Source organism: Streptomyces achromogenes subsp. achromogenes (assembly GCF_000720835.1).
Classification (GTDB): domain Bacteria; phylum Actinomycetota; class Actinomycetes; order Streptomycetales; family Streptomycetaceae; genus Streptomyces; species Streptomyces achromogenes.
The window spans coordinates 105,583-120,549 of the sequence record NZ_JODT01000020.1; the positions used below are offsets into that span (position 1 = coordinate 105,583).

General features: G+C 71.2%; 11 protein-coding genes. 9 read left to right on the top strand and 2 right to left on the bottom strand.

Annotated elements, in window-relative coordinates; genetic code table 11:
• The first annotated feature begins 151 nt into the window (after positions 1 to 151).
• The 8 genes from IH25_RS0121695 (at position 152) to IH25_RS0121730 (ending at position 9,829) form a co-directional block, all read left to right on the top strand.
• Positions 152 to 1,687, top strand: coding sequence for a gamma-aminobutyraldehyde dehydrogenase (locus tag IH25_RS0121695; RefSeq protein ID WP_030612932.1), 1,536 nt, complete (start codon positions 152 to 154; stop codon positions 1,685 to 1,687).
• Positions 1,688 to 1,740: 53 nt separating this feature from the next.
• Positions 1,741 to 2,988, top strand: a complete 1,248-nt coding sequence (locus IH25_RS0121700) for a polyamine ABC transporter substrate-binding protein (RefSeq protein WP_030612936.1) — start codon at positions 1,741 to 1,743, stop codon at positions 2,986 to 2,988.
• Positions 2,989 to 2,996: 8 nt separating this feature from the next.
• Complete coding sequence (locus tag IH25_RS0121705) at positions 2,997 to 4,148, top strand: ABC transporter ATP-binding protein (RefSeq protein WP_030612939.1); 1,152 nt, start codon at positions 2,997 to 2,999, stop codon at positions 4,146 to 4,148.
• Positions 4,148 to 5,077 (top strand): ABC transporter permease, encoded by a 930-nt coding sequence (locus IH25_RS0121710; protein WP_030612942.1) that lies wholly within the window; start codon positions 4,148 to 4,150, stop codon positions 5,075 to 5,077. Before IH25_RS0121705 ends, IH25_RS0121710 begins: the two co-directional genes overlap by 1 nt.
• Entirely contained in the window at positions 5,078 to 5,878 is an 801-nt protein-coding gene (locus tag IH25_RS0121715) for an ABC transporter permease (RefSeq protein ID WP_030612945.1), read from the top strand.
• Positions 5,879 to 5,925: 47 nt separating this feature from the next.
• Positions 5,926 to 7,356 (top strand): NAD(P)/FAD-dependent oxidoreductase, encoded by a 1,431-nt coding sequence (locus tag IH25_RS0121720; RefSeq protein WP_030612947.1) that lies wholly within the window; start codon positions 5,926 to 5,928, stop codon positions 7,354 to 7,356.
• Between the two features lie 111 nt (positions 7,357 to 7,467).
• On the top strand, positions 7,468 to 7,926 hold the full coding sequence (locus tag IH25_RS0121725; protein WP_030612949.1) for a hypothetical protein: 459 nt from the start codon (positions 7,468 to 7,470) through the stop codon (positions 7,924 to 7,926).
• Positions 7,927 to 8,011: 85 nt separating this feature from the next.
• Positions 8,012 to 9,829, top strand: coding sequence for a chitinase (locus tag IH25_RS0121730; protein WP_030612951.1), 1,818 nt, complete (start codon positions 8,012 to 8,014; stop codon positions 9,827 to 9,829).
• Here the strand turns inward: IH25_RS0121730 and IH25_RS0121735 are convergent.
• Both IH25_RS0121735 and gabT read right to left on the bottom strand, forming a co-directional pair.
• Positions 9,817 to 10,464, bottom strand: coding sequence for a phosphatase PAP2 family protein (locus IH25_RS0121735; RefSeq protein WP_342447371.1), 648 nt, complete (start codon positions 10,462 to 10,464; stop codon positions 9,817 to 9,819). The two genes, IH25_RS0121730 and IH25_RS0121735, sit on opposite strands and share 13 nt — an antisense overlap.
• Positions 10,465 to 10,860: 396 nt before the next feature.
• Entirely contained in the window at positions 10,861 to 12,195 is a 1,335-nt protein-coding gene (gabT, locus tag IH25_RS0121740) for a 4-aminobutyrate--2-oxoglutarate transaminase (RefSeq protein ID WP_030612955.1), read from the bottom strand.
• A 303-nt stretch (positions 12,196 to 12,498) separates the two neighbouring features.
• Here gabT and IH25_RS0121745 point away from each other — a divergent pair, with 303 nt between their 5' ends.
• A complete protein-coding gene (locus IH25_RS0121745; RefSeq protein ID WP_030612957.1) occupies positions 12,499 to 14,961 on the top strand; it encodes an ATP/GTP-binding protein in 2,463 nt (820 codons plus the stop codon).
• Positions 14,962 to 14,967 lie beyond the last annotated feature (6 nt).

Genomic DNA, 14,967 nt, shown 5'->3' on the forward strand with positions numbered 1-14,967 from the left:
GACACCTGGTCGACAGATTCCGTCGCGTAACCAAAAGGCAACAACGGAATCACTTGTTGGTGCCCTATGGCTCTGTCAGGATCGGCACTCAAATCGAGCTGGAGCTACGCCACCCACCCCCGGGACGGGGCGTACGGCGGAGGAGAGCGACATGCACAACCCGGGCACCGCCACCCCGGAACGATTCCCCGCCCAGGACCGGTTCGCGGACGGCGCGCAGTTCATCGCCGGCCGGCCGGCCGAGGGCACCTCGGGCCGCCACCACGCCGTGGTCGACCCCGCCACCGGTCGGGAGGTGTACCGCTACGAACTGGCCGGCCCCGACGACGTGGACGCGGCCGTCGCCGCCGCGCGCGAGGCGTTCCCCGGCTGGGCCGCCGCCACCCCGGGCGAGCGCGCCGAGGCCCTGCACCGGTTCGCCGGTGTCCTCGCCGAGCGCGCCGAGGACCTCGCCCGCGCCGAGTCCCTCCAGTGCGGTAAGCCGCTCAAGCTCACCCGCGAGTTCGACGTGCCGGGCACCGTCGACAACACCGCCTTCTTCGCGGGCGCCGCCCGGCACCTGCAAGGGCAGTCCGCCGGTGAGTACTCCGCGGACCACACCTCGTACATCCGGCGCGAGCCCATCGGGGTGGTCGGGTCCATCGCGCCCTGGAACTACCCGCTCCAGATGGCCGCCTGGAAGATCCTCCCGGCGATCGCCGCGGGCAACACCATCGTGCTGAAGCCCGCCGAGATCACCCCGCTGACCTCGCTGATGTTCGCGCAGGCCGCCACGGACGCGGGCATCCCGGCCGGGGTGGTCAACATCGTCACCGGAACCGGGAAGGAGGCCGGCGAGCACCTGGTCGGACACCCGGACGTGGCCATGACCTCCTTCACCGGGTCCACCGCCGTCGGCCGGCGCGTCGCCGAGATCGCCACCGCCACCGTCAAGCGGCTGCACCTGGAGCTGGGCGGCAAGGCACCCTTCGTCGTGTTCGACGACGCCGACCTGGAGGCCGCCGTGCACGGCGCGGTCGCGGGCTCGCTCATCAACAGCGGCCAGGACTGCACGGCCGCCACGCGCGCGTACGTGCAGCGTCCGCTGTACGAGGCGTTCGTGGAGCGGACGGCGGCGCTGATGGAGACCGTCCGGCTCGGCGACCCGTTCGCTCCCGGCACCGACCTCGGGCCGCTGATCTCGCACGCCCAGCGCGACCGGGTGGCCGCCTTCGTGGACCGGGCACGCGGCTACGCGCGCGTGGTCACCGGCGGCGAGGCACCCGGGGGCGAACTGAAGGACGGCGCCTACTACCGGCCCACCCTGATCGCCGGCGCCGCCCAGGACAGCGAGATCGTCCAGTCGGAGATCTTCGGGCCCGTCCTGGTCGTCCTGCCCTTCGACAGCGACGACGAGGGCCTGCGGCTGGCCAACGACACGCCGTACGGCCTGGCCGCCTCCGCGTGGACGGGCGGCGTCTACCGTGCGAACCGGGCCACCCGCGAGATCAAGGCGGGCTGCGTCTGGGTCAACGACCACATCCCGATCATCAGCGAGATGCCGCACGGCGGCTACAAGGCATCGGGCTTCGGCAAGGACATGTCCGCCTACTCCTTCGAGGAGTACACGCAGGTCAAGCACGTCATGTTCGACAACACCGCGGTGGCGGCCAAGGACTGGCACCGCACCGTCTTCGGGGACCGATAGAGACCGACCAGGCCACTGACCAGGCCGATCCCTCCCGGAAGGGCACCACGCGCATGGAGCAGTACGAGCCCGAACGCCTGACCCCGCCCCAGGCGGCCGCCCTGCGGCGCAGCCTGCGCGGTGGCCGGGCCGCCCTGACCCGCCGGTCGCTGCTGCGGGCCGCCACCGGCGGCGCGCTCGCGGCCGGCGGCCTCGGGACGCTCGCCGCCTGCGGGATCCCCGCGGCGGGCAAGAGTCAGGGCGGCACCTCCGCCGAGGACCACTCGGCGACGGAGAAGGTGGTCGACTTCTCCAACTGGACCGAGTACCTCGACGTCGACGACAGCGGCAAGCACCACCCCACCCTGGAGACCTTCCGCGAGCGGACCGGGATCACGGTCCACTACACGGAGGACATCAACGACAACAACGAGTTCTTCGGCAAGATCAAGCCCCAGCTCGCCGCGGGCCAGGACACCGGCCGGGACCTCATCGTCCTCACCGACTGGCTGGCCGCCCGGATGATCCGCCTCGGCTGGGTCCAGAAACTGGACGCCTCCCACCTGCCGCACGCCTACACCAACCTCTCGGCCCAGTTCCGCGACCCGGACTGGGACCCGGGGCGGGCGTACTCGTACCCCTGGCAGGGCATCTCCACCGTCATCGCCTTCAACAAGAAGGCCCTGGACGGCATCGAGGTCCGCTCCGTCTCCGACCTGCTGGACAACCCGAAGCTCAAGGGACGCGTCGGCTTCCTGTCGGAGATGCGCGACAGCGTGGGCATGACCCTGCTCGACATGGGCAAGGACCCGGCGAGGTTCACCGACGACGACTACGACGCGGCGATCGCCCGCCTCCAGAAGGCCGTCGACAAGGGCCAGATCCGCCGCTTCACCGGCAACGACTACACCTCCGACCTGTCCAAGGGCGACTTCGCCGCCTGTATCGCCTGGGCGGGCGACGTCGTCCAGCTCAAGTCGGACAATCCGCACATCGACTTCGTCATCCCCGACAGCGGCTACGTGACGTCGACCGACAACCTGTGCGTCCCCAACAAGGCACGCCACAAGACGAACGCCGAACGGCTGATCGACTTCTACTACGAGCCCGCGCAGGCCGCCGCGCTCGCCGCGTACATCAACTACGTGACACCGGTCGACGGGGTGAAGCCCTACCTTGCGAAGATCGACCAGGACGCGGCGGACAATCCGCTGATCGTCCCCGACCAGGCCATGCAGGCGAAGTCCCATGCCTTCCGCTCCCTGAGCCAGAAGGAAGAGACGGCCTACGAAGGAAAGTTCGCGAAGCTCACAGGGGCGTGACGACGACGATGAAGACGACACCAGACAACAGCGGCGACGTCCGCCTCTCCAAGATCTCCAAGACCTACGGCTCCTTCACCGCCGTGCACCCGCTGGACCTGACCGTGCCCGAGGGCTCCTTCTTCGCCCTGCTCGGCGCCTCCGGCTGCGGCAAGACCACCACCCTGCGCATGATCGCCGGCCTGGAGGAGCCCACCACGGGCACGGTCCGGCTCGGCGACCAGGACGTCACCCACCTGCCGCCGTACAAGCGGCCGGTCAACACGGTCTTCCAGTCCTACGCCCTCTTCCCGCACCTCGACATCTTCGAGAACGTCGCCTTCGGCCTGCGCCGGCGGGGCGTCAAGAGCGTGAAGAAGCAGGTGGAGGAGATGCTGGAGCTGGTCCAGCTCGGCGAGCAGGCCCGCAAGAAGCCGCACCAGCTCTCCGGCGGCCAGCAGCAGCGGGTCGCCGTGGCCCGCGCCCTGATCAACCACCCCAAGGTGCTGCTGCTGGACGAGCCGCTCGGCGCCCTCGACCTGAAACTGCGCCGCCAGATGCAGCTGGAGCTCAAGCGCATCCAGACCGAGGTCGGCATCACCTTCGTCCACGTCACGCACGACCAGGAGGAGGCCATGACCATGGCCGACACGGTCGCCGTGATGAACGGCGGCCGGGTCGAGCAGCTCGGCGCGCCGGCCGACCTGTACGAGAACCCGCGGACCACCTTCGTCGCGAACTTCCTCGGCACCTCCAACCTGATCGAGGCCGAGGTCGGCACCCGTAGCGGCGACGACCTCGTGCTCAGGGCGGGCGACGGCAAGCTGGTGCTGCCCACCGCCCGGTGTACCGCCCCGGCGGCGGCCGGCGGCAAGGTGCTGGTCGGCATCCGCCCGGAGAAGATCTCGCTCACCCACGCCGACGACGCGGGGGAGATCCCGGCCGGCCGCAACCGCCTCACCGGGAAGATCGCCGACGCCAGTTTCATCGGCGTCTCCACGCAGTACGTCGTCGACAGCCCGGTCTGCCCCGGTCTTTCGGTGTACGTGCAGAACGTCGAGCGCGACGGCCGGCTGGTGCCCGGCGCCGACGTGGTCCTGCACTGGAGCCCGGCCCACACCTTCGCGCTGGACGCGGCCCAGGCCATCGACGCGGGCACCGGGGAAGAGGTCGCCGCCTGATGTCCACGCTCACCGAGGCGCCCCCGCCGCTCAGCCCCGAGGCACCCGGGGAGAAGCCCCCGCGCCGGCGCGGCCGGTTCACCCCGTACTGGCTGCTGCTGCCCGGCATGCTGTGGCTGATCGTCTTCTTCGCGCTGCCGATGGTCTACCAGGCCTCCACCTCCGTGCAGCAGGGCTCCCTGGAGCAGGGCTACAAGGTCACCTGGCACTTCGCGACCTACTGGGACGCGCTGGACGCGTACTGGCCGCAGTTCCTGCGCTCCGTGTGCTACGCCGCCGCCGCGACCGTGCTGTGCCTGCTGCTCGGCTACCCGCTGGCGTACCTCATCGCCTTCCGCGCCGGCCGCTGGCGCAACCTGATCATGGTCCTGGTGATCGCGCCGTTCTTCACCAGCTTCCTGATCCGCACCCTGGCCTGGAAGACGATCCTCGCCGACAACGGCCCGGTCGTGCACGTCCTGAACACGCTGCACGTCCTGGACCTGACCGGCTGGCTCGGCTGGACGGCCGGCGACCGGGTGCTGGCCACCCCGCTGGCCGTGGTGTGCGGGCTGACGTACAACTTCCTGCCGTTCATGATCCTGCCGCTGTACACCTCGCTGGAGCGGATCGACGGGCGGCTGCACGAGGCGGCCGGCGACCTGTACGCCCGGCCCTGGACCACCTTCCGCAAGGTCACCTTCCCGCTGTCCATGCCGGGCGTGGTCTCCGGCACGCTGCTGACCTTCATCCCGGCCGCCGGCGACTACGTCAACGCCGAACTCCTCGGCTCCACCGACACCCGCATGATCGGCAATGTCATCCAGACGCAGTTCCTGCGGGTGCTGGACTATCCGACGGCCGCCGCGCTCTCCTTCATCCTCATGGCCGCCATCCTGGCCATGGTCACCCTCTACATCCGCCGGTCGGGGACGGAGGACCTGGTCTAAATGCCCTTCCTGAACTGGCTCAAGCGCCGTCTCGTCGTCATCGCCGGTCTGCTGACGCTCGCCTATCTGCTGCTGCCGAACGTCATCGTCACGGTGTTCTCCTTCAACAAACCGAAGGGGCGCTTCAATTACGAATGGCAGCGGTTCTCCACCGAGGCGTGGAAAGACCCGTGCGGGGTCGCCGACATGTGCGGCTCGCTGTCCCTCAGCCTCCAGATCGCCGTCTGGGCGACGGTCGGGGCCACGGTCCTCGGCACGATGATCTCCTTCGCGCTGGTCCGCTACCGCTTCCGCGCGCGCGGCGCCGTCAACTCGCTGATCTTCCTGCCGATGGCGATGCCCGAGGTGGTCATGGCCGCCTCGCTGCTCACCCTGTTCCTCAACATGGGCGCCCAGCTGGGCTTCTGGACGATCCTGATCGCCCACATCATGTTCTGCCTGAGCTTCGTCGTCACCGCCGTCAAGGCGCGCGTGATGTCGATGGACCCGCGCCTGGAGGAGGCCGCCCGGGACCTGTACGCCGGTCCCGTGCAGACCTTCCTGCGGGTCACCCTGCCCATCGCGGCACCCGGAATCGCCGCGGGCGCGCTGCTGTCCTTCGCGCTCTCCTTCGACGATTTCATCATCACCAATTTCAACGCCGGCTCGACGGTCACCTTCCCGATGTTCGTATGGGGCTCGGCGCAGCGCGGAACGCCCGTGCAGATCAATGTGATCGGCACCGCGATGTTCCTCCTCGCCGTCCTGTTCGTCCTGGTCGCGATGGTCCTCGGAAACCGCCGGAACAAGCAGAAGGCATAGGCCCTTTCACGGGCCTCGCCGGAAATCCTCTGTAGGGAGTTGAAATCATGGCCCCAAGCGCCATGAGCCGTGGGAAAGACAACTGGATCGCCTCTCTCTCCGAAGCCCAGCCGGTCCCGTACTGGCTGGAAGACCCCGGCAAGCCGGCCGCCGAGCCCGCCCTCACCACCGCCGAGACCTGCGACCTGCTGGTGGTCGGCGGCGGGTACAGCGGGCTGTGGACCGCGCTCAACGCCAAGGAGCGCGACCCCGGGCGCGATGTCGTCCTGCTGGAAGGCCGCGAGGTGGGCTGGGCCGCCTCGGGCCGCAACGGCGGCTTCTGCGCCGCCTCCCTCACGCACGGCCTGCCCAACGGCCTCACCCGCTGGCCCGGCGAGATCCACACACTTCAGGAGCTGGGCCGGCGCAACCTCGACGAGATCGAGGCCGCGGTCGCCCGCTACGGCATCGACTGCGACTTCGAACGCACCGGCGAGATCGACGTGGCCACCGAGACCTACCAGGCCTGGGAGCTGAAGGACTGGCACCGGGAACTGGAGGAGAAGGGCCTCGCCGACGGCATCGACTTCCTGGACGCCGACGCCGTGCGCGCCGAGGTGGACTCGCCCACCTTCCAGGCGGGCCTGTGGGACCGCCGGGGCGTGGCCATGCTGCACCCGGCCAAGCTCGCCTGGGGCCTGAAGCGGGCCTGCCTCGGCCTCGGGGTGCGGGTGTACGAGCACACGCCCGCCCTCACCCTGAAGGCCTACGGCGCCGGGATGGCCGTACGCACCCCCTACGGCTCCGTCCGCGCCCGCCAGGTCGCGCTCGGCACCAACATCTTCCCGAGCCTCGTCCGGCGCGTGCGGTCGTACACCGTCCCGGTCTACGACTACGCCCTGATGACCGAGCCGCTGACCGCCGAACAGCTCGCCGCCGTCGGCTGGCAGAACCGGCAGGGCCTCGGCGACAGCGCCAACCAGTTCCACTACTTCCGGCTCTCCGCCGACAACCGCGTGCTGTGGGGCGGCTACGACGCGGTCTACCCCTACGGCGGCCGGGTGCGCGCCGAGTACGACGACCGGCCCGAGACGTACGCCAAGCTCGCCGGCCACTTCTTCACCTGCTTCCCGCAGCTGGAGGGCGTCCGCTTCACCCACGCCTGGGGCGGCGCGATCGACACCTGCTCCCGGTTCTCCGCGTTCTTCGGCACCGCCCACCAGGGCCGGGTGGCCTACGCGGCCGGCTACACGGGCCTCGGGGTCGGCGCCACCCGGTTCGGCGCGGATGTGATGCTGGACCTGCTGGACGGGGAGCGCACCGAACGGACCGGACTGGAGATGGTCCGCAAGAAGCCGCTGCCGTTCCCCCCGGAGCCGTTCGCCTGGACCGGCATCGCCCTGACCAAGTGGTCCCTGGCCCGCGCCGACGCCCACGGCGGCCGGCGCAACCTGTGGCTGCGGACGATGGACCGGCTCGGGCTGGGCTTCGACAGCTGAGGTGACCCACCTCACCCGACGGACCGGGTGAACCCGCGTAATGCTCCGGCGCCACCTCCCTCTCACCTCAACGACGCATCCGCGTCCATGACCGAGAGGGAGGCTTTTTCGATGACTGGGGCGAAGACGGCCGTCGCGTGGCTGGCATCCGTCGCACCGGACCCCGAGGCCTGCCGCCGGGAGTGGGAGCGCAACCCCCTGGGGGTCGCCCTGCTGCCCGCCGGCAAGGCCTGGGACGTCCTGATCCTGCCGGGTGACCTCGGCTATCCCACCCTGGACGTGCTCACCCGCCTGCTCGACCGGCCCGGCCCGGTGCTCGCCGGCTTCGGTGACAGCCGGCTCGGGTTCCTGGTGCCCGCGGGCACCGCGGCCCGCTGGGTCGGCACCGGTGTCCGCACCGCCGGGGCCGGCACCTGGATCGTCGTGCCGTATCCGGGCCGGCCGGCCCGGGGCGTGCGCTGGCTGGTGCCGCCGGACGGCCTCGGCACGCTGACCGATCCGGCGCTGCTGGAACTGGCGATGCACGAGGCGGCGGCGGAGCGGGCCCGGCGCGGGGAGGCGGACGGGTAACGCCCGGACACCTTGACAGCGGGATTGGTCTGGACCAAATTGTGTGCGCTCCGCTCCTCCAACTCCCCCGGCCCCGGAGGCCCCTGTGGAACGCACCAGACGTCGCAGATCCGTCCTCGCCGCGCTCACGGCCGTAAGTCTGGCCGTGCCCGGCATCACCGCGCTCTCGTCGGCCGCCCGTGCGGCCGACGCGGACGTCGCCGTCAACGGCGGCTTCGAGTCCGGCCTGGCCGGCTGGACCTGCACCGCCGGTACGACGGTCGACTCACCCGTGCACAGCGGACGTTCGGCGCTCCAGGCCACCCCGGCCGGCGGCGACCACGCCCAGTGCGCCCAGACGGTCACCGTCCAGCCGAACGCCCAGTACACCCTGTCCGGATACGTCCGCGGCTCCTACGTCTACCTCGGCGCGAGCGGCACCGGCACCACCGACGTCTCCACCTGGACCCAGTCCGCCCCCGACTGGCAGAAGCTGAGCACCACCTTCCGCACCGGGTCCGCCACCACCAAGGTCACGATCTACACCCACGGCTGGTACGGCACCGGCGCCTACCAGGCCGACGACATCACCCTCGTCGGCCCCGGCGGCAGCGGCACCACCCAGCCGCCCGCCGCCCCGGCCGGCCTGAAGACCACCACCGTGACCTCTTCCTCCGTCGGCCTGTCCTGGTCGGCGGTGACCGGCGCGACGGGGTACGCGGTCTACCGCGACGGCGTCAAGGTCCAGACGGTGACCGGTACCTCGGCGACCGTCTCCGGACTCGCCGCCGCCACGGCGTACGGCTTCCAGGTCACCGCGGTCAACGAGGCCGGCGAGTCCGCGAAGTCCGCGGTCGTCACCGCCACGACCAGCCCCGCCGGAGGCGGCGGGGGCGGCGGCTCGTCCGACCTGCCCGCCCACGCCCTCGTCGGCTATCTGCACGCCGGCTTCGCCAACGGCGCCGGCTACACCCGGCTCGCCGACGTCCCCGACAGCTGGGACGTCATCGACCTGGCCTTCGGCGAGCCCACCTCGGTCACCTCCGGGGACATCCGCTTCAACCGCTGCCCGGTCACCGAATGCCCGAACGTGGAGAGCGACGCCGAGTTCAAGGCGGCGATCAAGGCCAAGCAGGCGGCCGGCAAGAAGGTGCTGATCTCCATCGGCGGCCAGAACGGCCAGGTCCAGCTGACCAGCACCGCGGCCCGCGACACCTTCGTCTCCTCGGTCTCGAACATCATCGACACCTACGGCCTGGACGGCCTCGACATCGACTTCGAGGGCCACTCGCTGTCCCTGAACACGGGCGACACGGACTTCAAGAACCCCACCACCCCCGTGATCGTCAACCTGATCTCGGCGCTGAAGACCCTGAAGGCCAAGTACGGCGCCAAGTTCGTCCTCACCATGGCCCCGGAGACGTTCTTCGTGCAGAACGGCTACCAGTACTACGGCAGCGGCAAGTGGGGCGGCCAGGACCCGCGCTGCGGCGCCTACCTCCCGGTGATCCACGCCCTGCGCGACGACCTGACCCTGCTGCACGTCCAGGACTACAACTCGGGCTCGATCATGGGCCTGGACAACCAGTACCACTCCATGGGCGGCGCCGACTTCCACATCGCCATGACCGACATGCTCCTCACCGGCTTCCCCGTGGCCGGCGACCAGAACAACGTCTTCCCGCCGCTGCGCCCCGACCAGGTCGCCATCGGCATGCCGGCGTCCACGAACGCGGGCAACGGCCACGTCTCCCCGGCCGAGGTCACCAAGACCCTGGACTGCCTCACGAAGAAGACGAACTGCGGCTCGTACACCACCCACGGCACCTGGCCCGCCCTGCGCGGCCTGATGACGTGGTCGGTCAACTGGGACCGGTACGCGAACTGGGAGTTCCAGAAGACGTTCGACGCCTACTTCGGCTGATCACGCGTACTTCGGCTCACCGCCCCTTGCTTCGGCCGACCGTGCTCGCTTCGGCCGGCCACGCGGGCGAGGACGGCCAGCGGTACGGCGCCCAGGCACCAGCCGGCCAGCACGTCCAGCGGCCAGTGGTAGCCGTGCCGGACCAGCCCGTAGGACACCCCGAGGACCAGGACCCCGCAGCCGGCCGCCAGCGCGCGGCGGGCGGCGGGGGAGCGGAAAAGGGGCAGCAGGAGCAGGGCCGCCGAGCCGTACGCGACCAGCGCCGTCACCGTATGACCGGACGGGAAGTAGCCCGTGGCCGGGGGCACCGCCGGTGTCCCCGGCCGGTCGGTCCACTCCTTCAGCGGTACGACGACCGCCGGGACCAGCGCCATCAGCACGGCGGCGGTCAGCGGCGGCAGCCACCAGCGCCGGGCGCCCCGGGCCCGGCCGAGCCACGCGGCGAGGGCGAGGGCGAGGAGAAGCACCGGGACGGCGACCTGGACGTTGCCGAGGTCGGAGAGGAGCTGGGAGAACCCGTCCGGGTGTACCAGGGCCCGGCTCACCTCGGCGTCCGGCCGCAGCAGCGGCCCGTCGGTGAGCACCTGCCAGGTGATCAGGGCGAAGACCAGCGCCGGGAGGACCAGGAACAGCATGGGCCCAGCTTGGCAGGTGGGGTCCGGCCGGGGAGGAAGGAGGTCGGCCGCCCCGGAACAGGGGGGATGGTTCCGAGGCGGCCGTCCGGACCGGCATGCCGCGCGCCCCGGGGGGTTTGGGGCGGCGGCCGTCCGATCGGTGAGGAGATCCCGGAGCCGTGCGGCACCGGATGTGTGCGCGAGGGCACGACCGGATCGAAGCTGGGGAGGCCTCGGCCCGGACCCGTCCACGGTTCCCCGTGGGCGGGGTGTATCTCTCATCTGGGGGAGAACCTACGGCAGGCCGGGGCGGTTGGGCAGGGGGAATCCCTTCCCGCCATCCACCCCGCACACGTTCTTCACACGGCCTGCCGCAGGCACCTCCACAGGCGCGGACCTCTCGGTCCGGCGCGCGGGTCAGATGCGCGCGAAGGCCTGCTCGATGATGTCGAGACCCTCGTTGAGCAGGTCCTCGCCGATCACCAGCGGGGGCAGGAAGCGCAGCACGTTGCCGTAGGTGCCACAGGTCAGGACCAGCAGGCCCTCGGCGTGGCAGGCCTTGGCGAGCGCGGCGGTGGCCTCCGGGTTCGGCTCCTTGGTGGTGCGGTCCTTGACCAGCTCGATGGCGATCATCGCGCCGCGCCCGCGCACGTCGCCGATGATGTCGAACTTCTCGGCCATGGCGGTGAGGCGGCCCTTCATGACCTCCTCGATGCGCTTGGCCTTGCCGTTGAGGTCCAGCTCCTTCATCGTCTCGATGGCACCGAGCGCACCGGCGCAGGCGACGGGGTTGCCGCCGTAGGTGCCACCGAGGCCGCCGGCGTGCGCGGCGTCCATGATCTCCGCGCGGCCGGTCACGGCGGCGAGCGGCAGACCGCCGGCGATGCCCTTCGCGGTCGTGATCAGGTCCGGGACGATGCCCTCGTCCTCGCACGCGAACCACTGCCCGGTCCGGCAGAAGCCGCTCTGGATCTCGTCGGCGACGAAGACGATGCCGTTGTCGGCGGCGAACTGGCGGATCGCGGGCAGGAAGCCCTTGGCGGGCTCGATGAAGCCGCCCTCGCCCAGCACCGGCTCGATGATGATCGCGGCGACGTTGTCCGGGCCGACCTGCTTGGTGATCTGCTCGATGGCCTGCTTGGCGGCCTCCGGGCCCGCGTTCTCCGGGCCGGTCGGCCAGCGGTAGCCGTACGCCACCGGCACGCGGTAGACCTCGGGGGCGAACGGACCGAAGCCGTGCTTGTACGGCATGTTCTTCGCGGTCAGCGCCATGGTCAGGTTGGTCCGGCCGTGGTAGCCGTGGTCGAACACGACGACGGCCTGCCGCTTGGTGTAGGCACGCGCGATCTTGACGGCGTTCTCGACGGCCTCGGCGCCGGAGTTGAACAGCGCGGACTTCTTGGCGTGGTCGCCCGGGGTCAGCTCGGCGAGGGCCTCCGCGACCGCCACGTAGCCCTCGTACGGGGTGACCATGAAACAGGTGTGGGTGAAGTCGGCGAGCTGGGCGCTCGCGCGGCGCACCACGGCCTCGGCGGAGGCGCCGACGGAGGTCACGGCGATACCGGAGCCGAAGTCGATGAGGCTGTTGCCGTCCACGTCCTCGATGACACCGCCGCCGGCGCGGGTGACGAAGACCGGCAGCGTGGAACCCACACCCTGGGCGACCACGGCGGTACGGCGGGCCTGAAGCTCCTGCGACTTCGGGCCGGGGATGGCGGTGACGACGCGGCGCTCCTGCGGAAGTGCGGTCATGGGGGGCTCCCTGATGATCTTGCGTACCGGGCGGTCCCGGGCGGTTCCGGGCGGTGCGTTTACGGACGCATGCCTTCTTTTCTCGCAGGCTAAGACCGGTTCCGGGGGGTGGGCATGCTCCATGTGGGCGTTGTCGGCGCGTCCCCTTGTCCGCGGTGGACATAGCCCGCCCGGACGCCGGTCGCCCGCTTCGGCCGTGTAAGCGGTGAACTCCCCTTCCCGGGGCGTTAGATTGGCTCGCTGACGGCGGCCGCGACGGCGGCCGCGACCGCGCACGGAACGGCTGGTCAGGGGGCAGGGTCGATGGACACCGACGGCACACGGGACGCACGCGAAACGCCTGCGACACCGGTACCGCGCCCACCGGGGCCGAGGGATGTGCCTGCGGCACCGCGGGGCACGCCGCCGTCGTTCCACGGCTCCGCTGTGCCGCCGCGGCCGACGCGGGCGCCGCACGTGCCCGGGGCGGACAGCCCGCCCTCCTACGCCCCGCCCACCGCGCCGCCCCGCTCGCCCGTCGCCGACTGGCTCGACGAACCGCGCCCCACGGTCGTACCGGGTGTCTGGCGCTACGGCTACCGGCGGCCGAAGGGCACGAGCCAGGAGCAGCGCCTGGCCCCCGTCACCATCGTCGGCTTCTTCGTCCCCCTGGCGGCAGGGCTCTTCCTGTGGTCACTGTGGCGGCACGGCGGCATCCCCTATCAGTGGGCCGTCCTGAAGCTCCTCACCCCGGACGACTGGTGGTGGGCAGGGACCACGTCACCGAAGGGCTACCAGGGAGTCGAGGCCGTCACGGTCGCCGACGGCGTGGCCTTCGCCCTCATCGTCTTCGCCATGGCGCGCCTGGGCAGCTGGTCCGACATCATCCGGCACGTCGTCACCCGCCGCCCCCAGCCCGCGCGCGCTCTGTCCGCGGCCCTGGGCGCCCTCATCGCGCTGGCCTTCGTCTTCCCCGGCGCCTTCGGCCTCGGCTGGGACCCGCTGCCCGTTCAGGATCCGCTGTTCTCCCTCATCGTCCTGATCACCGGCGGCTACCAGGTGTTCGCGTCGGTGCTGTTCACGGACACGCTGTACGCGCTCATCACTGTGCTGGTGCTGTGGCCCTTCGCCCGCATCGGCGGCTGGTGGGCCTTCGGTAAAGAGGCGATCGCCGCCCGCACCCGGGCCCAGGACGTCCAGGTCGCCGCGCCTCGCGTCGAGCGGCGGCCGTCCCACTGGCCCGAGCTGCGGGAAGCAGGTCAGCACCAGGCCGCGGATCTGCTCACCACAGAGGTGCACGCGGGCCGGATGAACGACGTGGACTGCGCGAGGATCGGCCACATGTGGGCCGTGGCCCGGGCCCGGGCGCGGCTCTCCTCCTTCACCGAGACAGTGCTCCACGACGGCGCCACCGCCTGGACCCATCCCTCCGGTGCCCGTGACCTGCCGGGCCGGTCCGCCCGGCACGATCTGCTGACCGGCCAGGTCCGCATCGGGCAGTGGGCCGCCGGAGAACGTACCCCCAGCACCTACGGGGGAGCCGGAGCGGCGCTCGGACCCGACACCCTCGGCACCTCGCTGCTGGCCGTCGGCCCCTCCGGTTCCGGCAAGACCCGCCATCTGATCCGGCCCGTCGTGGAGTCGCTCGGTCTGCAAGCCCTCGCCGGGCAGTGCTCGGTCGTCGCCGTCTGCGCGGCCGGCACTCCACTCGGTCCCGACTCCGCCTACGACGTCGTCGTACGCCTCGGAGACCCGGCATCCGTGTACGACCTGGACCCCTACGCGGACTCCCACGACCCGGACGAGGCGGCGGCCTGCCTGGCGGAGGGGCTGGCAGGCGACCTGGACGTGGTCAGCGGGCAACGGTCCGTCACCGCCCTGGCCCAGCTCCTCGGCCCCTACCGGGCGGCGTACGGACGGTTCCCGACGCTGCCGCAGCTGCGGGAGCTGCTGGAAGGCGATCCGTCGGCCCTGGCCGCGCTGCGCGCCGCGCTCACGGGGGATGAGCACGCCATGATGCGCCGCGAGCTCGACGCACGCGCCCGGCAGGCCGGCGGCGCCGGCGACCCCGGCCCGCTTCTGGCCGACCGCCTGGCCGTGCTGGACCGGCCGGCGTTCGCCGGGTTCTTCGGCGCCGGCCAGGGGGAAGCCCGGCCGTTCTCGCTCCGTGCCGTCGCCCACCACCCGCTGCGGGTACGGATCGACCTGCCCGGCCGCGGATACGACGAGGCCGCCCGGCTGATCACGCGGTTGCTGCTGGCGCAGTTCGGCGCCGTGGCGACGGTGGGCGAACGGACTCACTTCGCCGCTCTGGTGCTGGACGACGCGACCGGCGCAGTGACGGCCGAGTCGGTCCGCCGCATCCAGCGTCTGCGCTCGTGCAACGCCGGCGTGGTGCTCGCCCTGCGTACCGTCGGGGACGTGCCCGAGGCGCTGCACGGCCCGCTGTACGCGGCCGTGGGCTGCCGCATGGCCTTCTCCGGAGTCACCACCTGGGACGGCAGCCGGTTCGCGGAAGCCTGGGGCACGCAGTGGGTGGAGACGCGCGACGTGGCCCGGCACACCGTCTTCGCGGACCAGCCCATGACCCGTGCGATCCATGCCCTGCGCAAGCTGGTGACCGGCAAGGCGGTGACGACGGAGGCCGTCACCGTCCGTCAAGTGGAGCGTGAGCGTTGGTCCGCGTCCGAGTTGGCTCATGGGGTGCCGCCGGGGCACGCGGTGTTGTCGTTGACCACTGTGCGGGGTGAGCACGCGCCGCCGTTGCTGGTCGATCTGCGGGGGTGAGCGGTC

Bases quoted from the DNA above. Each gene is read 5' to 3' on its own strand.
- IH25_RS0121695 (WP_030612932.1), top strand. From the start codon at position 152: ATGCACAACCCGGGCACCGCCACCCCGGAACGATTCCCCGCCCAGGAC.
- IH25_RS0121700 (WP_030612936.1), top strand. From the start codon at position 1,741: ATGGAGCAGTACGAGCCCGAACGCCTGACCCCGCCCCAGGCGGCCGCC.
- IH25_RS0121705 (WP_030612939.1), top strand. From the start codon at position 2,997: ATGAAGACGACACCAGACAACAGCGGCGACGTCCGCCTCTCCAAGATC.
- IH25_RS0121710 (WP_030612942.1), top strand. From the start codon at position 4,148: ATGTCCACGCTCACCGAGGCGCCCCCGCCGCTCAGCCCCGAGGCACCC.
- IH25_RS0121715 (WP_030612945.1), top strand. From the start codon at position 5,078: ATGCCCTTCCTGAACTGGCTCAAGCGCCGTCTCGTCGTCATCGCCGGT.
- IH25_RS0121720 (WP_030612947.1), top strand. From the start codon at position 5,926: ATGGCCCCAAGCGCCATGAGCCGTGGGAAAGACAACTGGATCGCCTCT.
- IH25_RS0121725 (WP_030612949.1), top strand. From the start codon at position 7,468: ATGACTGGGGCGAAGACGGCCGTCGCGTGGCTGGCATCCGTCGCACCG.
- IH25_RS0121735 (WP_342447371.1), bottom strand. From the start codon at position 10,464: ATGCTGTTCCTGGTCCTCCCGGCGCTGGTCTTCGCCCTGATCACCTGG.
- gabT (WP_030612955.1), bottom strand. From the start codon at position 12,195: ATGACCGCACTTCCGCAGGAGCGCCGCGTCGTCACCGCCATCCCCGGC.
- IH25_RS0121745 (WP_030612957.1), top strand. From the start codon at position 12,499: ATGGACACCGACGGCACACGGGACGCACGCGAAACGCCTGCGACACCG.